At 71.9% G+C, this 13,744-nt stretch carries 14 protein-coding genes and 5 tRNA genes; 3 read left to right on the top strand and 16 right to left on the bottom strand.

Going from position 1 to position 13,744, the window contains the following annotated elements; genetic code table 11:
* Positions 1-73 precede the first annotated feature (73 nt).
* Both cofC and ABH925_RS09075 read left to right on the top strand, forming a co-directional pair.
* Complete coding sequence (cofC, locus tag ABH925_RS09080) at positions 74-739, top strand: 2-phospho-L-lactate guanylyltransferase (RefSeq protein WP_370146707.1); 666 nt, start codon at positions 74-76, stop codon at positions 737-739.
* A 33-nt stretch (positions 740-772) separates the two neighbouring features.
* Positions 773-976 carry a hypothetical protein gene (locus ABH925_RS09075; RefSeq protein ID WP_370146706.1) on the top strand — a complete coding sequence of 68 codons (204 nt, stop codon included), beginning with the start codon at positions 773-775 and terminating at the stop codon, positions 974-976.
* Positions 977-1,079: 103 nt separating this feature from the next.
* On the opposite strand, the gene ABH925_RS09070 is transcribed toward ABH925_RS09075, so the two are convergent.
* The 4 genes from ABH925_RS09070 to leuC all read right to left on the bottom strand — a co-directional run bounded on the left by ABH925_RS09070 (position 1,080) and on the right by leuC (position 4,433).
* Complete coding sequence (locus tag ABH925_RS09070; protein ID WP_370146705.1) at positions 1,080-1,835, bottom strand: HU family DNA-binding protein; 756 nt, start codon at positions 1,833-1,835, stop codon at positions 1,080-1,082.
* Between the two features lie 131 nt (positions 1,836-1,966).
* Positions 1,967-2,245 carry a hypothetical protein gene (locus tag ABH925_RS09065; RefSeq protein ID WP_370146704.1) on the bottom strand — a complete coding sequence of 93 codons (279 nt, stop codon included), beginning with the start codon at positions 2,243-2,245 and terminating at the stop codon, positions 1,967-1,969.
* A 146-nt stretch (positions 2,246-2,391) separates the two neighbouring features.
* Positions 2,392-2,988 carry a 3-isopropylmalate dehydratase small subunit gene (gene leuD / locus ABH925_RS09060; protein ID WP_370146703.1) on the bottom strand — a complete coding sequence of 199 codons (597 nt, stop codon included), beginning with the start codon at positions 2,986-2,988 and terminating at the stop codon, positions 2,392-2,394.
* Positions 2,989-2,993: 5 nt separating this feature from the next.
* Positions 2,994-4,433 (bottom strand): 3-isopropylmalate dehydratase large subunit, encoded by a 1,440-nt coding sequence (gene leuC, locus ABH925_RS09055; RefSeq protein WP_370146702.1) that lies wholly within the window; start codon positions 4,431-4,433, stop codon positions 2,994-2,996.
* Positions 4,434-4,590: 157 nt separating this feature from the next.
* On the opposite strand from leuC, the gene ndgR reads away from it, so the two are divergent.
* Positions 4,591-5,304 (top strand): IclR family transcriptional regulator NdgR, encoded by a 714-nt coding sequence (gene ndgR, locus ABH925_RS09050; RefSeq protein WP_030263993.1) that lies wholly within the window; start codon positions 4,591-4,593, stop codon positions 5,302-5,304.
* 117 nt (positions 5,305-5,421) lie between these two features.
* Here ndgR and ABH925_RS09045 read toward each other — a convergent pair whose 3' ends face one another.
* The 12 genes from ABH925_RS09045 to ABH925_RS08990 form a co-directional block, all read right to left on the bottom strand.
* Positions 5,422-6,651: a glycosyltransferase family 39 protein gene (locus tag ABH925_RS09045; protein WP_370146701.1), complete on the bottom strand. Its 1,230-nt coding sequence runs from the start codon at positions 6,649-6,651 to the stop codon at positions 5,422-5,424.
* A gap of 79 nt (positions 6,652-6,730) precedes the next feature.
* Positions 6,731-8,458, bottom strand: coding sequence for a hypothetical protein (locus tag ABH925_RS09040; protein WP_370146699.1), 1,728 nt, complete (start codon positions 8,456-8,458; stop codon positions 6,731-6,733).
* Entirely contained in the window at positions 8,455-9,207 is a 753-nt protein-coding gene (locus ABH925_RS09035; protein WP_370146696.1) for an ABC transporter ATP-binding protein, read from the bottom strand. Before ABH925_RS09035 ends, ABH925_RS09040 begins: the two co-directional genes overlap by 4 nt.
* 74 nt (positions 9,208-9,281) lie before the next feature.
* Positions 9,282-9,353, bottom strand: a tRNA-Gln gene (locus tag ABH925_RS09030).
* Between the two features lie 141 nt (positions 9,354-9,494).
* Positions 9,495-9,567 (bottom strand) — tRNA-Glu (locus tag ABH925_RS09025).
* Positions 9,568-9,632: 65 nt separating this feature from the next.
* A tRNA-Glu gene (locus tag ABH925_RS09020) sits at positions 9,633-9,708 on the bottom strand.
* 22 nt (positions 9,709-9,730) lie between these two features.
* Positions 9,731-9,803: transfer RNA gene (locus ABH925_RS09015), tRNA-Glu, on the bottom strand.
* A gap of 11 nt (positions 9,804-9,814) precedes the next feature.
* Positions 9,815-9,886, bottom strand: a tRNA-Gln gene (locus tag ABH925_RS09010).
* 76 nt (positions 9,887-9,962) lie between these two features.
* A complete protein-coding gene (locus tag ABH925_RS09005; protein WP_370146693.1) occupies positions 9,963-10,700 on the bottom strand; it encodes an HAD family hydrolase in 738 nt (245 codons plus the stop codon).
* Between the two features lie 5 nt (positions 10,701-10,705).
* The gene (gene gltX / locus ABH925_RS09000) at positions 10,706-12,217 is read right to left on the bottom strand and encodes a glutamate--tRNA ligase (protein ID WP_370146691.1); all 1,512 of its coding nucleotides are present in this window, start codon (positions 12,215-12,217) and stop codon (positions 10,706-10,708) included.
* Positions 12,210-12,992 carry a fumarylacetoacetate hydrolase family protein gene (locus ABH925_RS08995; protein WP_370146689.1) on the bottom strand — a complete coding sequence of 261 codons (783 nt, stop codon included), beginning with the start codon at positions 12,990-12,992 and terminating at the stop codon, positions 12,210-12,212. The genes gltX and ABH925_RS08995 overlap by 8 nt, the downstream gene beginning before the upstream one ends.
* A gap of 158 nt (positions 12,993-13,150) precedes the next feature.
* Positions 13,151-13,339 carry a hypothetical protein gene (locus tag ABH925_RS08990; protein WP_370146687.1) on the bottom strand — a complete coding sequence of 63 codons (189 nt, stop codon included), beginning with the start codon at positions 13,337-13,339 and terminating at the stop codon, positions 13,151-13,153.
* Positions 13,340-13,744 lie beyond the last annotated feature (405 nt).

Raw genomic sequence — 13,744 nt, 5'->3', positions numbered from 1 at the left:
TCGTCTTCCGGACCGCACAAGTGTCCCCCGGCCCTCTTCGGGCTGTCGAGGCACCCCTCCCCGAACCGGCAGAATGCGGTCCGTGGCCCCCTCGTCTGCGACCGTACCGCCCGCGTTCACCCTGCTGCTGCCGCTGAAACCGCCCGCGCTCGCCAAGAGCAGACTGGCCGCGGCGGTCGGTCCGCTGCGGCCCGAACTGGCGCTGGCCTTCGCGCTGGACACGGTCGCCGCGGCGCTGCGGACGCCGGGCGTGGCGCGGGTCCTGGTGGTGACGCGGGATCAGCGGGCCGGTGCCGCGCTGGCGGCCGCCGGGGCGCTGGTACTGGCCGACGAGCCGGAGGGCGGGCTGAACGCCGCGCTGGCGCACGGGGCCGCGGTGGCCAGGGCCCGGCACCGGGCCGACTGGGTGGCCGCCATCTCCGCCGACCTGCCGGCACTGCGGCCGGCCGAACTCCAGCTGGTGCTGCGGGCCGCCGCCGCACGGCCCAGGGCCTTCCTGGCGGACACCCAGCGGGTCGGCACCACGCTGCTCTCCGCCGCACCGGGCAACGCGCTCGACCCGCGCTTCGAGGGCGAGTCACGGCTGCGCCACGCGGCCTCCGGCGCGTACGAGCTGACGCTGCGCGAGGTCCCCTCGGTGCGCCGGGACGTGGACACCCCGGACGACCTCCGTGCCGCGCTGGCCCTCGGCGCCGGCCCGCACACCTCGGCACTGGCGGCCGCCGCCCTCAGCACCTGAGTGCCAGCCGGGCGGCGGGCTAAGCTGCTGGGCATGCAGGCCACCGCGTTCACCTACTCGCCCGAGACCCGTGCGGGCTCCGTGCTGCTCGACGACGGCACCCCGCTGCCCTTCGACGCCGCCGCGTTCGACGCCGGCGGCCTGCGGCTGCTGCGGCCCGGCCAGCGGGTCAGGATCGAGACCGAGGGCCAGGGGGCGGACCGCCGCGTGGTCCTGGTGACCCTGCAGACCTTCTAGCGCCGGGCGGCTTTCCCGGAACGACGTACGGGCCGGGCCCGGGGATCCCGGGTCCGGCCCGCATGCCAGCGCCCTGCGGTGGAACGGTCCTGCACCGGCTCGACTACGACTTGGCCACGCGCTTCGCGGGGGCCTTCTTCGCCGTGGTCTTCTTGGCCGCCGTGGCGGTGCCGGTGGCGGCGGTGGCCTTCTTGGCGGCGGTCTTCTTCGCCGCCGCCGTCGCCGTGGTGGCCTTCTTGGCCGCCGGACGGGTCGCCGCTGCGGTGACCGTCTTCTTGGCCGGGGACTTGACCGCCGCGGAGGTCTTCTTCGCGGTGGCGGCCTTCTTGGCCGGGGCGGTCTTGGCGGCGGTGGTCTTCTTGGCAGCCGTGGTCTTGACCGCGGTCGCCTTCACCGCGGCGGTCTTCTTGACCGCCGCCGCCTTCTTCACCGTCGCCGTGGCCTTCTTGGCGGTGGTCTTCTTGGCCGCCGCGGCCGCCTTCTTCGCCGCCGGGGAGCCGGCCGGGGCCACCATCCCGCTCTTGCCCGGGGTCAGCGAGCCCTTGGGGGCCTTCTTGACCGACGGGCCGGTCTTCGGAAGCTTCTTGGAGCCGCTGACCAGGTCCTTGAAGCCCTGACCGGGACGGAACCGCGGCACCGCGGTCTTCTTGACCTTGACCCGCTCACCCGTCTGCGGGTTGCGGGCGAACCGCGCGGAGCGGTCCACCTTCTCGAACGTGCCGAACCCCGTGACGGAGACCCGGTCTCCCGCGGTCACCGCACGGACGATGGTGTCGAGCACAGCATCCACTGCTTCTGCGGCGGCGCGACGGCCACCCAGCTGCTCGGCCACCGCTTCAACAAGCTGCGCCTTGTTCACGTCTTCCCCTTCGAAAACCGAGGCCCGGATGATTCTGTTTCGATCCGGACTTTTCGCACGTTAGGCGCGTATATACGCCATTTCAAATACCAAACGAGCGAATCACCCTTGTGTCGCAATGGATTCGGCTTTCAGGGCTTTGGTGCCAACGGGAGCGACCCGCTGTCCAGCTCGTCCGTGAATCGGGCCAACCTCCTTGCGGCCTCCGGGAGATCGCGCTTCGCCGCTTCGGTCACCAAGAGCAACGAACGGGTCAGCGCGGCCCGCGTTGGCTCCGACACGTCGAGTGCTCGCACCCGGGCGTGCGCCTCCTTCAGCCGCGCCGCGACCAGCGCGTAGAGCTCGACCAGGTCCGCCTCCACCGGCTCGCCCGGATCGGGTTCGCTGACGGGTCGGTCGGTCGGGCTCATGTACTGATTGTGCCATCTGCGGTGAGTTGCGCCGCCCGGAGCCCCAGTTCGACCTTACACAGAGTCACCAGGCCCACGACAACGGCCCCCTGATCCGGTCTCGGGACCGGATCAGGGGGCCGTGCGGCCGGGCAGTCGAAGCCGCGTCAGCCGACAGGCGTGGTACGGGGCTTGAAGCTGGGACGGGTCGCCTCGTAGGCGGCGATCTCGTCCTCCTGCCGCAGCGTGATGCTGATGTCGTCCAGGCCGTTCAGCAACCGCCAACGGACGTTCTCGTCCAGCTCGAACGGCGCATTGACGCCCTCGGCGCGGACCTCGCGGGCCTCCAGGTCCACGGTGATCTCGGCGCTGGGGTCGGCCTCGACCAGGGCCCACAGCCGCTCCACGGTCTCCTGCGGCAGGATGACCGTCAGCAGCCCGTTCTTGAGCGAGTTGCCCCGGAAGATGTCGGCGAAGCGGGACGAGATCACGGCCTGGAAACCGTAGTTCTGCAGCGCCCAGACGGCGTGCTCACGGGACGAGCCGGTGCCGAACTCGGGGCCGGTGACCAGCACCGAAGCGCCCGCGTACTGCGGCTGGTTGAGCACGAAGGCGTCATCCTTGCGCCAGGCCTCGAACAGGCCGTCCTCAAAACCGCTGCGGGTGACCTTCTTCAGCCAGTGCGCCGGGATGATCTGGTCGGTGTCCACGTTGCTGCGGCGCAGCGGGACCGCACGGCCGGTGTGGGTGGTGAACTTCTCCATGATGCTCAGACCTCCACGGTGCTGTGCTGGCTGGAAGCGTGGTCGTCGGACAGGTCGGCCGGCGAGGCCAGCCGGCCCAGCACGGCGGTGGCGGCCGCCACCTGCGGGGAGACCAGGTGGGTGCGTCCGCCCTTGCCCTGCCGTCCCTCGAAGTTGCGGTTGGAGGTGGAGGCGCAGCGCTCGCCCGGGGCCAGCTGGTCCGGGTTCATGCCCAGGCACATCGAGCAGCCCGCGTGCCGCCACTCGGCACCGGCGGCGGTGAACACCTGGTCCAGGCCCTCCTCGATCGCCTGCAGCGCGACCCGGACCGAGCCCGGGACGACCAGCATCCGCACGCCGTCGGCGACCTTGCGGCCCTCGACGATCGCGGCGGCGGCGCGCAGGTCCTCGATCCGGCCGTTGGTGCAGGAGCCGACGAACACCGCGTCGACCCGGACCTCGCGCAGCGGGGTGCCGGCGGTCAGGCCCATGTAGCGCAGCGCGTTCTCGGCGGCGATGCGCTCCTGCGGGTCCTCGAACGCGGCCGGGTCGGGGACGTCGCTGCTCAGCGGGGCGCCCTGGCCGGGGTTGGTGCCCCAGGTCACGAACGGGCTGAGCTCGGAGGCGTCGATGAACACCTCGGCGTCGAACACCGCGTCCCCGTCGGTGGCCAGGGTCTTCCAGTACGCCACCGCGGCGTCCCAGTCATCGCCGCTCGGGGCGTGGTCGCGGCCCTCCAGGTAGGCGAAGGTGGTCTCGTCCGGGGCGATCATCCCGGCCCGGGCCCCGGCCTCGATGGACATGTTGCAGACGGTCATCCGGGCCTCCATGGACAGACCCCGGATCGCCGAGCCGCGGTACTCCAGGACGTACCCCTGGCCGCCGCCGGTGCCGATCCTGGCGATCACGGCCAGGATCAGGTCCTTGGCGGTGACTCCGTCGGGCAGCTCGCCCTCGACCGTGATAGCCATGGTCTTGAATGGGGCCAGCGGCAGCGTCTGGGTCGCCAGCACATGCTCGACCTGGCTGGTGCCGATGCCGAACGCCAGCGCGCCGAAGGCGCCGTGGGTGGAGGTGTGCGAGTCACCGCAGACGACCGTGGTGCCCGGCTGGGTCAGCCCCAGCTGCGGGCCGACGACGTGGACGACGCCCTGCTCGACGTCGCCCAGCGAGTGCAGCCGGACGCCGAACTCGGCGCAGTTGGCGCGCAGCGTCTCCAGCTGCACCCGGGAGACCGGGTCCGCGATCGGCTTGTCGATGTCCAGCGTGGGGGTGTTGTGGTCCTCGGTGGCGATGGTCAGATCGGTACGGCGGACCGGGCGCCCGGCCAGCCGCAGCCCGTCGAAGGCCTGCGGGCTGGTCACCTCGTGCAGCAGGTGCAGATCGATGAAGAGGAGGTCCGGCTCGCCCTCGGCGCGCCTGACGACATGGTCGTCCCAGACCTTCTCCGCGAGTGTGCGTCCCATCACAATCCCTCCGACCGGCTGCGCGTCGGTCTACGTGTCGATTCGGCCGCCCGGCACCGCCGTCTCCGGCTGCTTCCAGGGGCTGCTGATCCCAGAGTGGCGCAGATCCCAGAAGATTGAACTTGCGTCTCGTCATCTGAGACTGCAATATCAGGGCATGGACAACTCTAGTGGCGTCGGCGTTCTCGACAAGGCTGCTCTGGTGCTGAGCGCGCTGGAGTCAGGCCCCGCAACCCTGGCCGGCCTGGTGGCCGCCACCGGACTGGCGCGGCCCACCGCGCACCGACTGGCCGTGGCACTCGAACACCACCGCCTGGTCACCCGTGACATGCAGGGCAGATTCATCCTCGGCCCACGACTCTCCGAGCTCTCCGCGGCGGCCGGCGAGGACCGGCTGCTGGCGACGGCCGGGCCGGTGCTCACCCACCTGCGCGACGTCACCGGCGAGAGCGCGCAGCTCTACCGCCGTCAGGGCGATCTGCGCATCTGCGTGGCGGCGGCGGAGCGGCTCTCCGGCCTGCGGGACACCGTGCCGGTCGGCAGCACCCTGCCGATGAAGGCCGGCTCGGCCGCGCAGGTGCTGCTCGCCTGGGAGGAGCCGGAGCGGCTGCACCGCGGCCTGCAGGGCGCCCGCTTCACCGCGACCGCCCTGTCCGGCGTCCGCCGCCGCGGCTGGGCCCAGTCGATCGGCGAGCGCGAGCCCGGCGTCGCCTCGGTCTCCGCGCCGGTCCGCGGCCCGTCCAACCGGGTGGTCGCCGCCGTCTCGGTCTCCGGACCGATCGAGCGGCTCTCGCGCCACCCCGGCCGGCTGCACGCCCAGGCCATCATCGAGGCCGCCGGCCGCCTCACCGAGGCGCTGCGCCGCGCCTGACCGGGCCGGAAGCGCTCGACAACGGCCGGGAGCCGCCGCGGGACGTCCCGCGGCGGCTCCCGGCCGTGCTGGCGCACCGGCGGCGGACCGGACCGGCCCCTCGGGCCGCAGCCGGCGTTACGGCTGGGTGGCCAGGTAGAGCACGTCGATGCCGTAGACACCGGAGACCAGGGCCGAGGCCCCCAGCACCACCCACAGGGTCCACCAGGACCGGCTCCGGGCCAGTGCCGCCGCCAGCGGGAACAGCAGCGGGAAGGCGGGGAGCAGGAAGCGGGCCAACGGGGGGTAGGGCGAGCCGTTGCCGAGCGAGATGACCAGCAGGCAGGCGCTGTAGACCATCAGCGCGACCGGCTGCCGGTGCACCAGCGTGATCGCGAAGAGCACCAGGTAACCGATCACGGTCAGCGCCTCGACCACGTTGGACAGCGACTCGGCCTGGCCGCTCAGCAGCACCTGGTTGAACCAGTGCAGGGTGGAGACCCCGCCGTCGAAGCTGGAGTTCCACGCCTTCTGGATGTGCAGGTAGCCGGTCAGCGAGCCCTGGGTCCAGCCCACGTAGAGCATGTAGCCGCCCCAGCCCAGCGGCGAGGCCAGCCCGGCCAGCAGCGGCCGGGACCAGTGCACGTCGGTGACCCTGCCGCGCCGGATCCGGTAGAGCTCCACCAGCGCGGCCACGGCCACCGCGGCGGTCACCGCCATCGCGCTCGGCCGGGTCAGCCCGGTGAGCACGCACAGGGCCCCGGCCCAGATCCAGTTCCGGGCCAGCACCGCGTACAGGGTCCAGGCGGCGAAGGCGGTGAACAGCGCCTCGGAGTAGGCCGCGTTCTCCAGGATCGCCAGCGGCAGCACCCCCCAGAGCACGGCGGCGATGACACCGGCGCGCCGTCCGTGCACCAGATCGGCGACGGCGTAGACGCCCCAGGCCGCGGCCAGTCCGGCCAGGCAGGACACCAGCACCAGCGCGGTGCCGGGGGTGAGGCCCAGGATCCGGTTCAGTGGATCGGCGAGCCAGGGGAACAGTGGGAAGAAGGCCCGCGGGGAGTAGGGGATGCCGTAGTTGCCGATGAAACCGTCGCCGACCGAGTACCCGGTCTGCACGATGCGGACGTACCAGCCCGCGTCCCAGAAGCTGCCCAGCCGGTTCAGCATGGTGGTCTGGTGCGCCGACCCGTACAGCGCGGCGATCAGCAGGCCGACCAGGCGGACCGCGGCGTAGGCCAGCAGCGCGGGCGCGGCGACCCGCAGCGACGGCCGGGTGCGGACACGCGGGCCGGTGGCTGCCGAAGAGACCGGGGTGCTGTTCAGTGTGGGTATTCGACCCTCGGACGTGGCGGCATCTACTGTCACACGATGGAAGAATAGGCCATCCTCCGGTGCGCGCACGAGCGCCGGCGCCGAGCCGGGCGGACCGCCGAAGCCGGACCCGCTAGTCCTTGGGACGGTGCCGGCCGGACAGCGTCAGCGCCCGCTGGTAGGCCCAGTACAGCAGCACCGCGGTCAGCAGCAGGCACCAGCAGACCGCGAGAGCCGCCCCGGATCCCAGGGCGAAGGCAAGCGCCGGGACCAGGATGACCGGGCCGGCCGCGTACCAGGCCAGGAAGAGGAACGGGCCCATGCCGCCGCCCCCGCCGGGGGTGTACATCAGTTCCTGGCGGGACGGCCCGCGGCAGGCGTTGACCATCGCCGCCGCCGTCATCGGCAGCGCCGCCAGCGGCGCGCACCACACCGCGGCACCCGCGCCGAGCAGCGTCGCGAGAGCCGCGCCGACCACCCCGAACAGCACCGAGGCCAGCGCCGGGACCACGGCATGACGCAGCATCAGCTGCCCGTACGGGTACGGCGACCAGCCGGCCCGGCGGGGGTCGTCGGCCTCGACCCGGGCGGGCTCGGCGAGCTGTGCCGCGGCCAGGTAGCCGAGGGCCGCCGCGAGCGCGGTGAGCAGCACCCGGTCCGCACCGCCGGCCTTCGCGGCGGGGTCGGCGAGCAGCAGCGCGGGCGCGGCGAACAGCACCGCGCGGCCGAACCGCGACGGCGCGCGGAGCAGCGCGGTCAGGTCCCGCCACGGCACGGCCAGCCAGGCCACGGTGGGCGGCGGGATCCGCAGCGTGATCCGCCGGGAGCGCTGCCCCGCCTGGGCCAGCACCAGCCGGGCGGAGCGCAGTTCGGCGGTGCGCAGCGCGGCGGCGACCCCGGCCGCGGCGCGGGCCCGCTGGCGCAGCACGGTGAGCGGGATCCCGGCGGCGGCCCGGTGGGCCAGCGCCACCGCCGCCACGGTGAGCAGCAGCAGCGGCAGCAGCGCCAGCCGGCCGCCGGCCACGGCCGCCGAGGTGGGGCTGAGCCCGACCAGCGCGGGCCAGCCCCAGGGGCCGGACCACATCTCGGCCCGCTCCAGCAGGGTGTTCCGGTGGCCCAGACCGGCGGCCACGCTCTGCACGGCGAGCAGCAGCACCAGTACCGCGAGCACCGGGGTGAGCCGGCGCACCCAGCGTGCCGCCCCGGCGAAGCGCTCCACGGCGACGGCGGCCGAGGTCGCCAGCAGCGGTACGCAGACCCCGCCGACCAGCGCCCAGCCGAAGGCGGGCAGGAAGCCGGTGCGGTCCATCAGTCCGATCGCCACACCTGCCGCCGCGGCCGCCAGCACCCCGGGGACCAGCGCTATCGCGCAGGACACCCAGAACCAGGGCCGCAGCACCCGGGCCGGACGTACGGGTTGGGCCAGCAGCCAGTCGACGGTGGCGCGCGGGGCCACCACCGGGCCGCGCCACAGCGCGTCCCTGGCGACCACCAGGATCAGTCCCAGGCCGAGCGCGGTCACCCCGGACGGCAGCGCGGCCAGCAGCTGCCGGTCGTGGCCGCTGTAGTCCGCGCCCAGCGAGGCATGCGTGAACAGGCCGAGCGAGAACATCCCGCCCCAGGCGAAGACCACCATCACACCGCAGTACACGGCGTAGCCGATCTGCCCGGCCCGGGAACGGCGGTGCGGTGCGCGCAGGGCGCGCAGCAGCGCCAGGGTGTCGCCGGTCCAGTCCTCGACCGGGCCGCCGGCGTCGGGGCGGTCGGCGTCCTGGCTCTGAGCGTCCTGGCTGTCGGCGTCCTGGCTGTCGCCGTCGGGCCCGTCCGCGGTGGCGCCGCCGGAGGCCGCCGTCACGCTCACCGGGTGCGCCCGGGGGCGGCCACGGTGACCGGGAAGGCGGTCGGCAGCACGTCCTGCGGTGCGCCCTGGGCCAGCAGTACGCCGTCCTCCAGCAGCACCACCCGGTCCGCCACCGACATCGCCAGGTCCGGGTGGTGGGTGGCCAGCAGCACCGCGACGCCGTCGGCGAGTTCGGCCCTGAGCAGGTCGGCCAGCTTCTGCCGGGCGCCGGGGTCGAGCCGCTGCTCGGGCTCGTCCAGGATCAGCAGGTCGCGCGGCCGGACCAGGGCGCAGGCCAGCAGCAGCGACTGGAGCTGGCCCGAGGAGAGCGAGTCGGGCAGTGCGTCGGCGTGCTCGGCCAGGCCGCGGTCGTCGAGCGAGCGGTCGACCCAGTGCAGCGGGTCCTCCACGCCGTGGGCGACCGCGACCAGGGCCAGGTGCTCACGCACCGTCAGATCGGGATAGCAGGCGGAGAGGTCCCCGACCACGGCGACCCGGGCGCGGACCGCGGGGTCGTTCTCGTCCATCGGCGTTCCGTCCAGCCGGACGCTGCCGCTGGTGGGGGTGTCCCGGCCGGCCGCCAGCCGCAGCATGGTCGACTTGCCGGAGCCGTTGTGGCCGACCAGCGCGACGCACTCGCCGGCGGCCAGGTCGAGGTCAATCGGCTGCAGCGCCATCCGGCCGCCGTAGCGGCGGCTGACCTGCTTCAGCGCCAGCAGGGGCGGCCGTGCCGCCCGGTTTCCCCTGGTTGTTGCTGCGCCCTTAGCCATGCCCGCTGCCGGCCTCTCACGATCACAATGTGCGCCGAAACGACAAAAGGCCCTTGCGGGCCTCTGTACTAGCGCTGGGGTACCAGGACTCGAACCTAGACTAACTGAACCAGAATCAGCCGTGCTGCCAATTACACCATACCCCAAGGGGATTCAACCGGTCACCCAGGTGAACACTCCGGGGAGAACACTACCTGATCAGAGCGCGTTTCCCTACCGGGGATGCGGCAGCGGGGTGAGAGACGACCGAAGGCCCCCGGCGCGGAGCCGGGGGCCTTCGGTTCACGTACCCCCGACCGGATTCGAACCGGCGCTACTGCCGTGAGAGGGCAGCGTGCTAGGCCGCTACACAACGGGGGCAAGCTTTGGTGATCCCGCTTCTTCGCCTCGGAGAATTGTCGTTCCGATGGTGAGGGTGAAGGATCTGGTACCCCCGACCGGATTCGAACCGGCGCTACTGCCGTGAGAGGGCAGCGTGCTAGGCCGCTACACAACGGGGGCGTGTCCAACTTGTGTTACTGCGTACCCCCGACCGGATTCGAACCGGCGCTACTGCCGTGAGAGGGCAGCGTGCTAGGCCGCTACACAACGGGGGCTTGATCTTACGCTGGGGTACCAGGACTCGAACCTAGACTAAATGAACCAGAATCACTCGTGCTGCCAATTACACCATACCCCATCGGCTGTCCAGGTGATCTTGGTGAGAGTTTCTGGTTCTCTCCCCGTCCCTCCCGGGCGGCGCAACAAGAAGAACATTACCCGATGGGAGGCACCGCTCCAAAATCGATAACCTCCAGCACTCCTGGCAGCTCAGCGAGGGTGCTGATGCGGTGCACCCCCGGGGGCGGCGGCTGGGTGCCCCGCGCGGCACGGTCCAGCCAGACGCCGTGCAGGCCGGCGTCCCTGGCGCCGAGGGCGTCGACGTCCAGCTTGTCGCCGACGTAGACGACCTGCTCCGGGGGCAGGCCGAGGGCGGCGCAGCCGGCCAGGAAGGCCCCGGCGGCGGGCTTGGCGCAGCCGATGTCGTCGGAACAGACCAGCGCGGAGAAACGGCGCCGCAGGCCCAGCCGCTTGAGCTTGCGGTGCTGGTGCCGGGTGCTGGAGTTGGACAGCAGCCCGTGCGCGTAGCGGTCGGACAGCGCGTCCAGGGCCGGCACCACATCGGGGAACAGCCGCCAGTACGACTCGTAGCAGCGGACGTAGCGCCGGAACCAGACGTCGGCGGCGCGCCGTCCCGGCACCGGCCGGTCCAGCCGGCCCAGGAAGCTGCGGACCCGGACCCGGCGCTGCTCCTGGAAGCTCAGTTCGCCGGACAGGAACCGGGCGTAGGCCGCCTCCATGTCCTCCGTCCACAGACCGAGGGCCTGCTCCGGCGAGTCGAACTCGCCGAGCAGGCCCTCGGTGGTGAGGTGCAGCAGGACTCCGGCGCGTTCCGCTCCCGAGTAGTCGAAGATCGTGTCGTCGATGTCCCAGAGCACGCCCGATATCCCCATGGGGATCAGTCTTTCACCAGTTCCAGCGCCGCGCCCAGACGGCGCAGGGTCTCCTCGCGGCCGAGCAGTTCCATCGACTCGAACAGCGGCGGCGACACCCGGCGGCCGGTGACCGCGACCCGCAGCGGGGTGAAGGCGAACTTGGGCTTGATGCCGAGGCCGTCGACCAGGGCCTCGCGCAGGGTGGCCTGGATGTCGTCGGGGTCGAAGCCCTCCAGCGCGGTCAGCGCCGTGATGCTGGCCTCCAGCACCGGGCGGGCGTCGGCGGTGAGCACCTTCTCCGCGTCGGCCGGGTCGAGGGTGAAGTCCTCGGGCGCGACGAAGAGGAAGCCGAGCATGGCGACGACCTCGCCGAGCACCACCATCCGCTCCTGGGTCAGCGGCGCGGCGGCGATCAGCAGGTCGAGCTGCGCGTCACCGGGGCCCTCGGCCGGGAACAGCCCGGCCGCGGTGAGGTACGGGACCAGCCGGCGGACGAACTCGGCGGGCGCCAGCGCACGCAGGTGCTCGGCGTTGATGTGCTCGGCCTTCTTCAGGTCGAAGCGCGCCGGGTTGGCGTTCACCCGGTCGATGTCGAAGGCGGCGACCAGCTCGTCCATGGAGAACAGGTCCCGGTCGTCGGTCAGCGACCAGCCCAGCAGGGCAAGGTAGTTGAGCAGACCCTCGGGCAGGAAGCCGCGCTCGCGGTAGAGGTTGAGCGAGGCCTGCGGGTCGCGCTTGGACAGCTTCTTGTTGCCCTCGCCCATGACATAGGGGAGGTGGCCGAAGCGCGGGGTGAGCCCGGCTCCGACACCGATCTCGGCCAGCGCGCCGTAGAGCGCGATCTGGCGCGGGGTGGAGGAGAGCAGGTCCTCGCCGCGCAGCACGTGGGTGATCCCCATCAGCGCGTCGTCCACCGGGTTGACCAGGGTGTAGAGCGGGGCGCCGTTGGCCCGGACGATGCCGTAGTCCGGCACGTTGTCCGGGGTGAAGGTCAGCTCGCCGCGCACCAGGTCGGTGAAGGTGATCGCGTGGTCGGGCATCCGGAAGCGGACGATCGGGGTGCGCCCCTCCGCCGTGTACCCGGCGACCTGCTCGGCGCTCAGGTCCCGGCAGTGGCCGTCGTAGCCGGACGGGAGTCCGGCCGCGCGGGCGGCGTCACGACGGGCGTCGAGCTCCTCGGTGGAGCAGTAGCAGTGGTACGCGTGGCCGGTGTCGAGCAGCCTGGCGGCGACGTCGGCGTAGATGTCCATCCGCTGCGACTGCCGGTACGGCGCGTGCGGGCCGCCGACCTCCGGGCCCTCGTCCCAGTCGAAGCCCAGCCAGCGCATGGCCTCCAGCAGCTGGTTGTAGGAGTCCTCGGAGTCGCGGGCCGCGTCGGTGTCCTCGATCCGGAAGACCAGCGTGCCGCCGTGGTGGCGGGCGAAGGCCCAGTTGAAGAGGGCGGTGCGGACCAGGCCGACGTGCGGGTTCCCGGTCGGGGAGGGACAGAAGCGGACCCGGACGGTCGGGTCGAGCTCGCTGGTGGAGTTAGCCACGCTTGATCACCCTGTTGGTGAGAGTGCCGATGCCTTCGATGGAGACGGCGACCTCGTCGCCGACGTTCAGGGGTCCGACACCCGCGGGGGTGCCGGTGAGGATGACGTCGCCCGGGAGCAGCGTCATGGCCTCGGAGATGTGCACGATCAGGTCGGCGACCGAGCGCACCATCTGCGAGGTGCGCCCGGCCTGCCGCAGTTCGCCGTTGACGGTGCAGGTGACCGCGAGGTCGGCCGGGTCCAGCTCGGTCTCGATCCAGGGGCCGAGCGGGCAGGAGGTGTCGAAGCCCTTGGCCCGGGCCCACTGGCCCTCGCGCTGCTGCACGTCGCGCGCGGTCACGTCGTTGGCGCAGGTGTAGCCGAAGATCACCTCGGACACCCGGTCGTGCGGGACCTCCCGGCACATCCGGCCGATCACCACGGCCAGCTCGGCCTCGTACTGGACGTCGGAGGAGAACGGCGGGTAGGCGATGTTCTCGGTGGGGCCGATCACCGCGGTGGAGGGCTTGAAGAAGGTGAGCGGGACCTCGGGGATCTCGTGGCCCAGTTCGGCGGCGTGCGCGGCGTAGTTGCGGCCGACCGCCACGATCTTGTTCGGCAGCATCGGCGGCAGCAGCCGGACCTCGCCGACGGGCAGGGTCTGACCGGTGGGCTGGAGCTCGCCGAACGGATGGCCGGTCAGGACGTGCAGGGTGAGCGTCTCCGGCTGGGCGGCGTCGCCCTCGACAACGCCGAAGGAAACGGTCCCCTCGCTGGAAAACCTGGCGATACGCACGGTGGCTGCTGTCCCCTCGGACTCGCGGATGGATCCCCGCCAGCCTATCGGCAGGGACGCCGAAGGCCCTGCCGATAACGCCGTGGGCGCCATCTGGGCAGGGCCTTCGTGGTCCGGGCCTTCGTGGTCCGGCCGGTGCGGTCCGGAGCCGCCGCGGGTCAGACCGTCGCGGGGACCGGGGCGACCATGAGGTTGGTGCGTCGCGGGTTGGCGGTCTGCAGCGGCAGCTCGATCTGCTGCTGGGCGGACGCGCGCAGCGCGGGCGCGCCGTCTGCGGGCAGGGAGGCGAGAGTCGTCCGGCGCGGGTTGGCGGTCGGACGGAAGCTCATCGTCGTCTTGGTGGACACGCGGACTACCTCACTGTGGGCGGAACGGGGACGGGGTCGGACTGTCCAGAAACTGCAAAACTGCACCAACAGGATCTCATTCCACACCGGACCCGCTGCGCACTACCCGATCACCTGTGAGTTTCCTCACTTTTGGCGCAGGAAGTTCCGACAGTTACGACATTGTGCCCTGGTCCGACAAAGCGACAACCGGAGCAGACCGGACAAATTTGTCACTCGGCGTCACCTCGCCACACAGGCTATCGAACATCCACTGTCCGAAAGGTGCTGTTTCCCCGGGGGGTGGTCGCACGCACCGTCAGTGACCGGATGCGCTCCGTAGCCGTTGCAACTACCCTGTGTCGCCCCTTGTTGCTGGTCCGGCACTGTGCTGGAATGCCACGGACCGCCGAAGGACACCCCTTC

Origin of the sequence: Streptacidiphilus sp. EB129 (genome assembly GCF_041262645.1) — a bacterium.
GTDB lineage: Bacteria > Actinomycetota > Actinomycetes > Streptomycetales > Streptomycetaceae > Streptacidiphilus.
Note: the sequence above shows the minus strand (reverse complement) of the source record. Positions and strands in the feature narration are given on the sequence as shown.

Coding starts and splice junctions, on each gene's coding strand:
- cofC (WP_370146707.1), top strand. CDS start 74: ATGCGGTCCGTGGCCCCCTCGTCTGCGACCGTACCGCCCGCGTTCACC.
- ABH925_RS09075 (WP_370146706.1), top strand. CDS start 773: ATGCAGGCCACCGCGTTCACCTACTCGCCCGAGACCCGTGCGGGCTCC.
- ABH925_RS09065 (WP_370146704.1), bottom strand. CDS start 2,245: ATGAGCCCGACCGACCGACCCGTCAGCGAACCCGATCCGGGCGAGCCG.
- leuD (WP_370146703.1), bottom strand. CDS start 2,988: ATGGAGAAGTTCACCACCCACACCGGCCGTGCGGTCCCGCTGCGCCGC.
- leuC (WP_370146702.1), bottom strand. CDS start 4,433: ATGGGACGCACACTCGCGGAGAAGGTCTGGGACGACCATGTCGTCAGG.
- ndgR (WP_030263993.1), top strand. CDS start 4,591: ATGGACAACTCTAGTGGCGTCGGCGTTCTCGACAAGGCTGCTCTGGTG.
- ABH925_RS09035 (WP_370146696.1), bottom strand. CDS start 9,207: ATGGCTAAGGGCGCAGCAACAACCAGGGGAAACCGGGCGGCACGGCCG.
- ABH925_RS09005 (WP_370146693.1), bottom strand. CDS start 10,700: ATGGGGATATCGGGCGTGCTCTGGGACATCGACGACACGATCTTCGAC.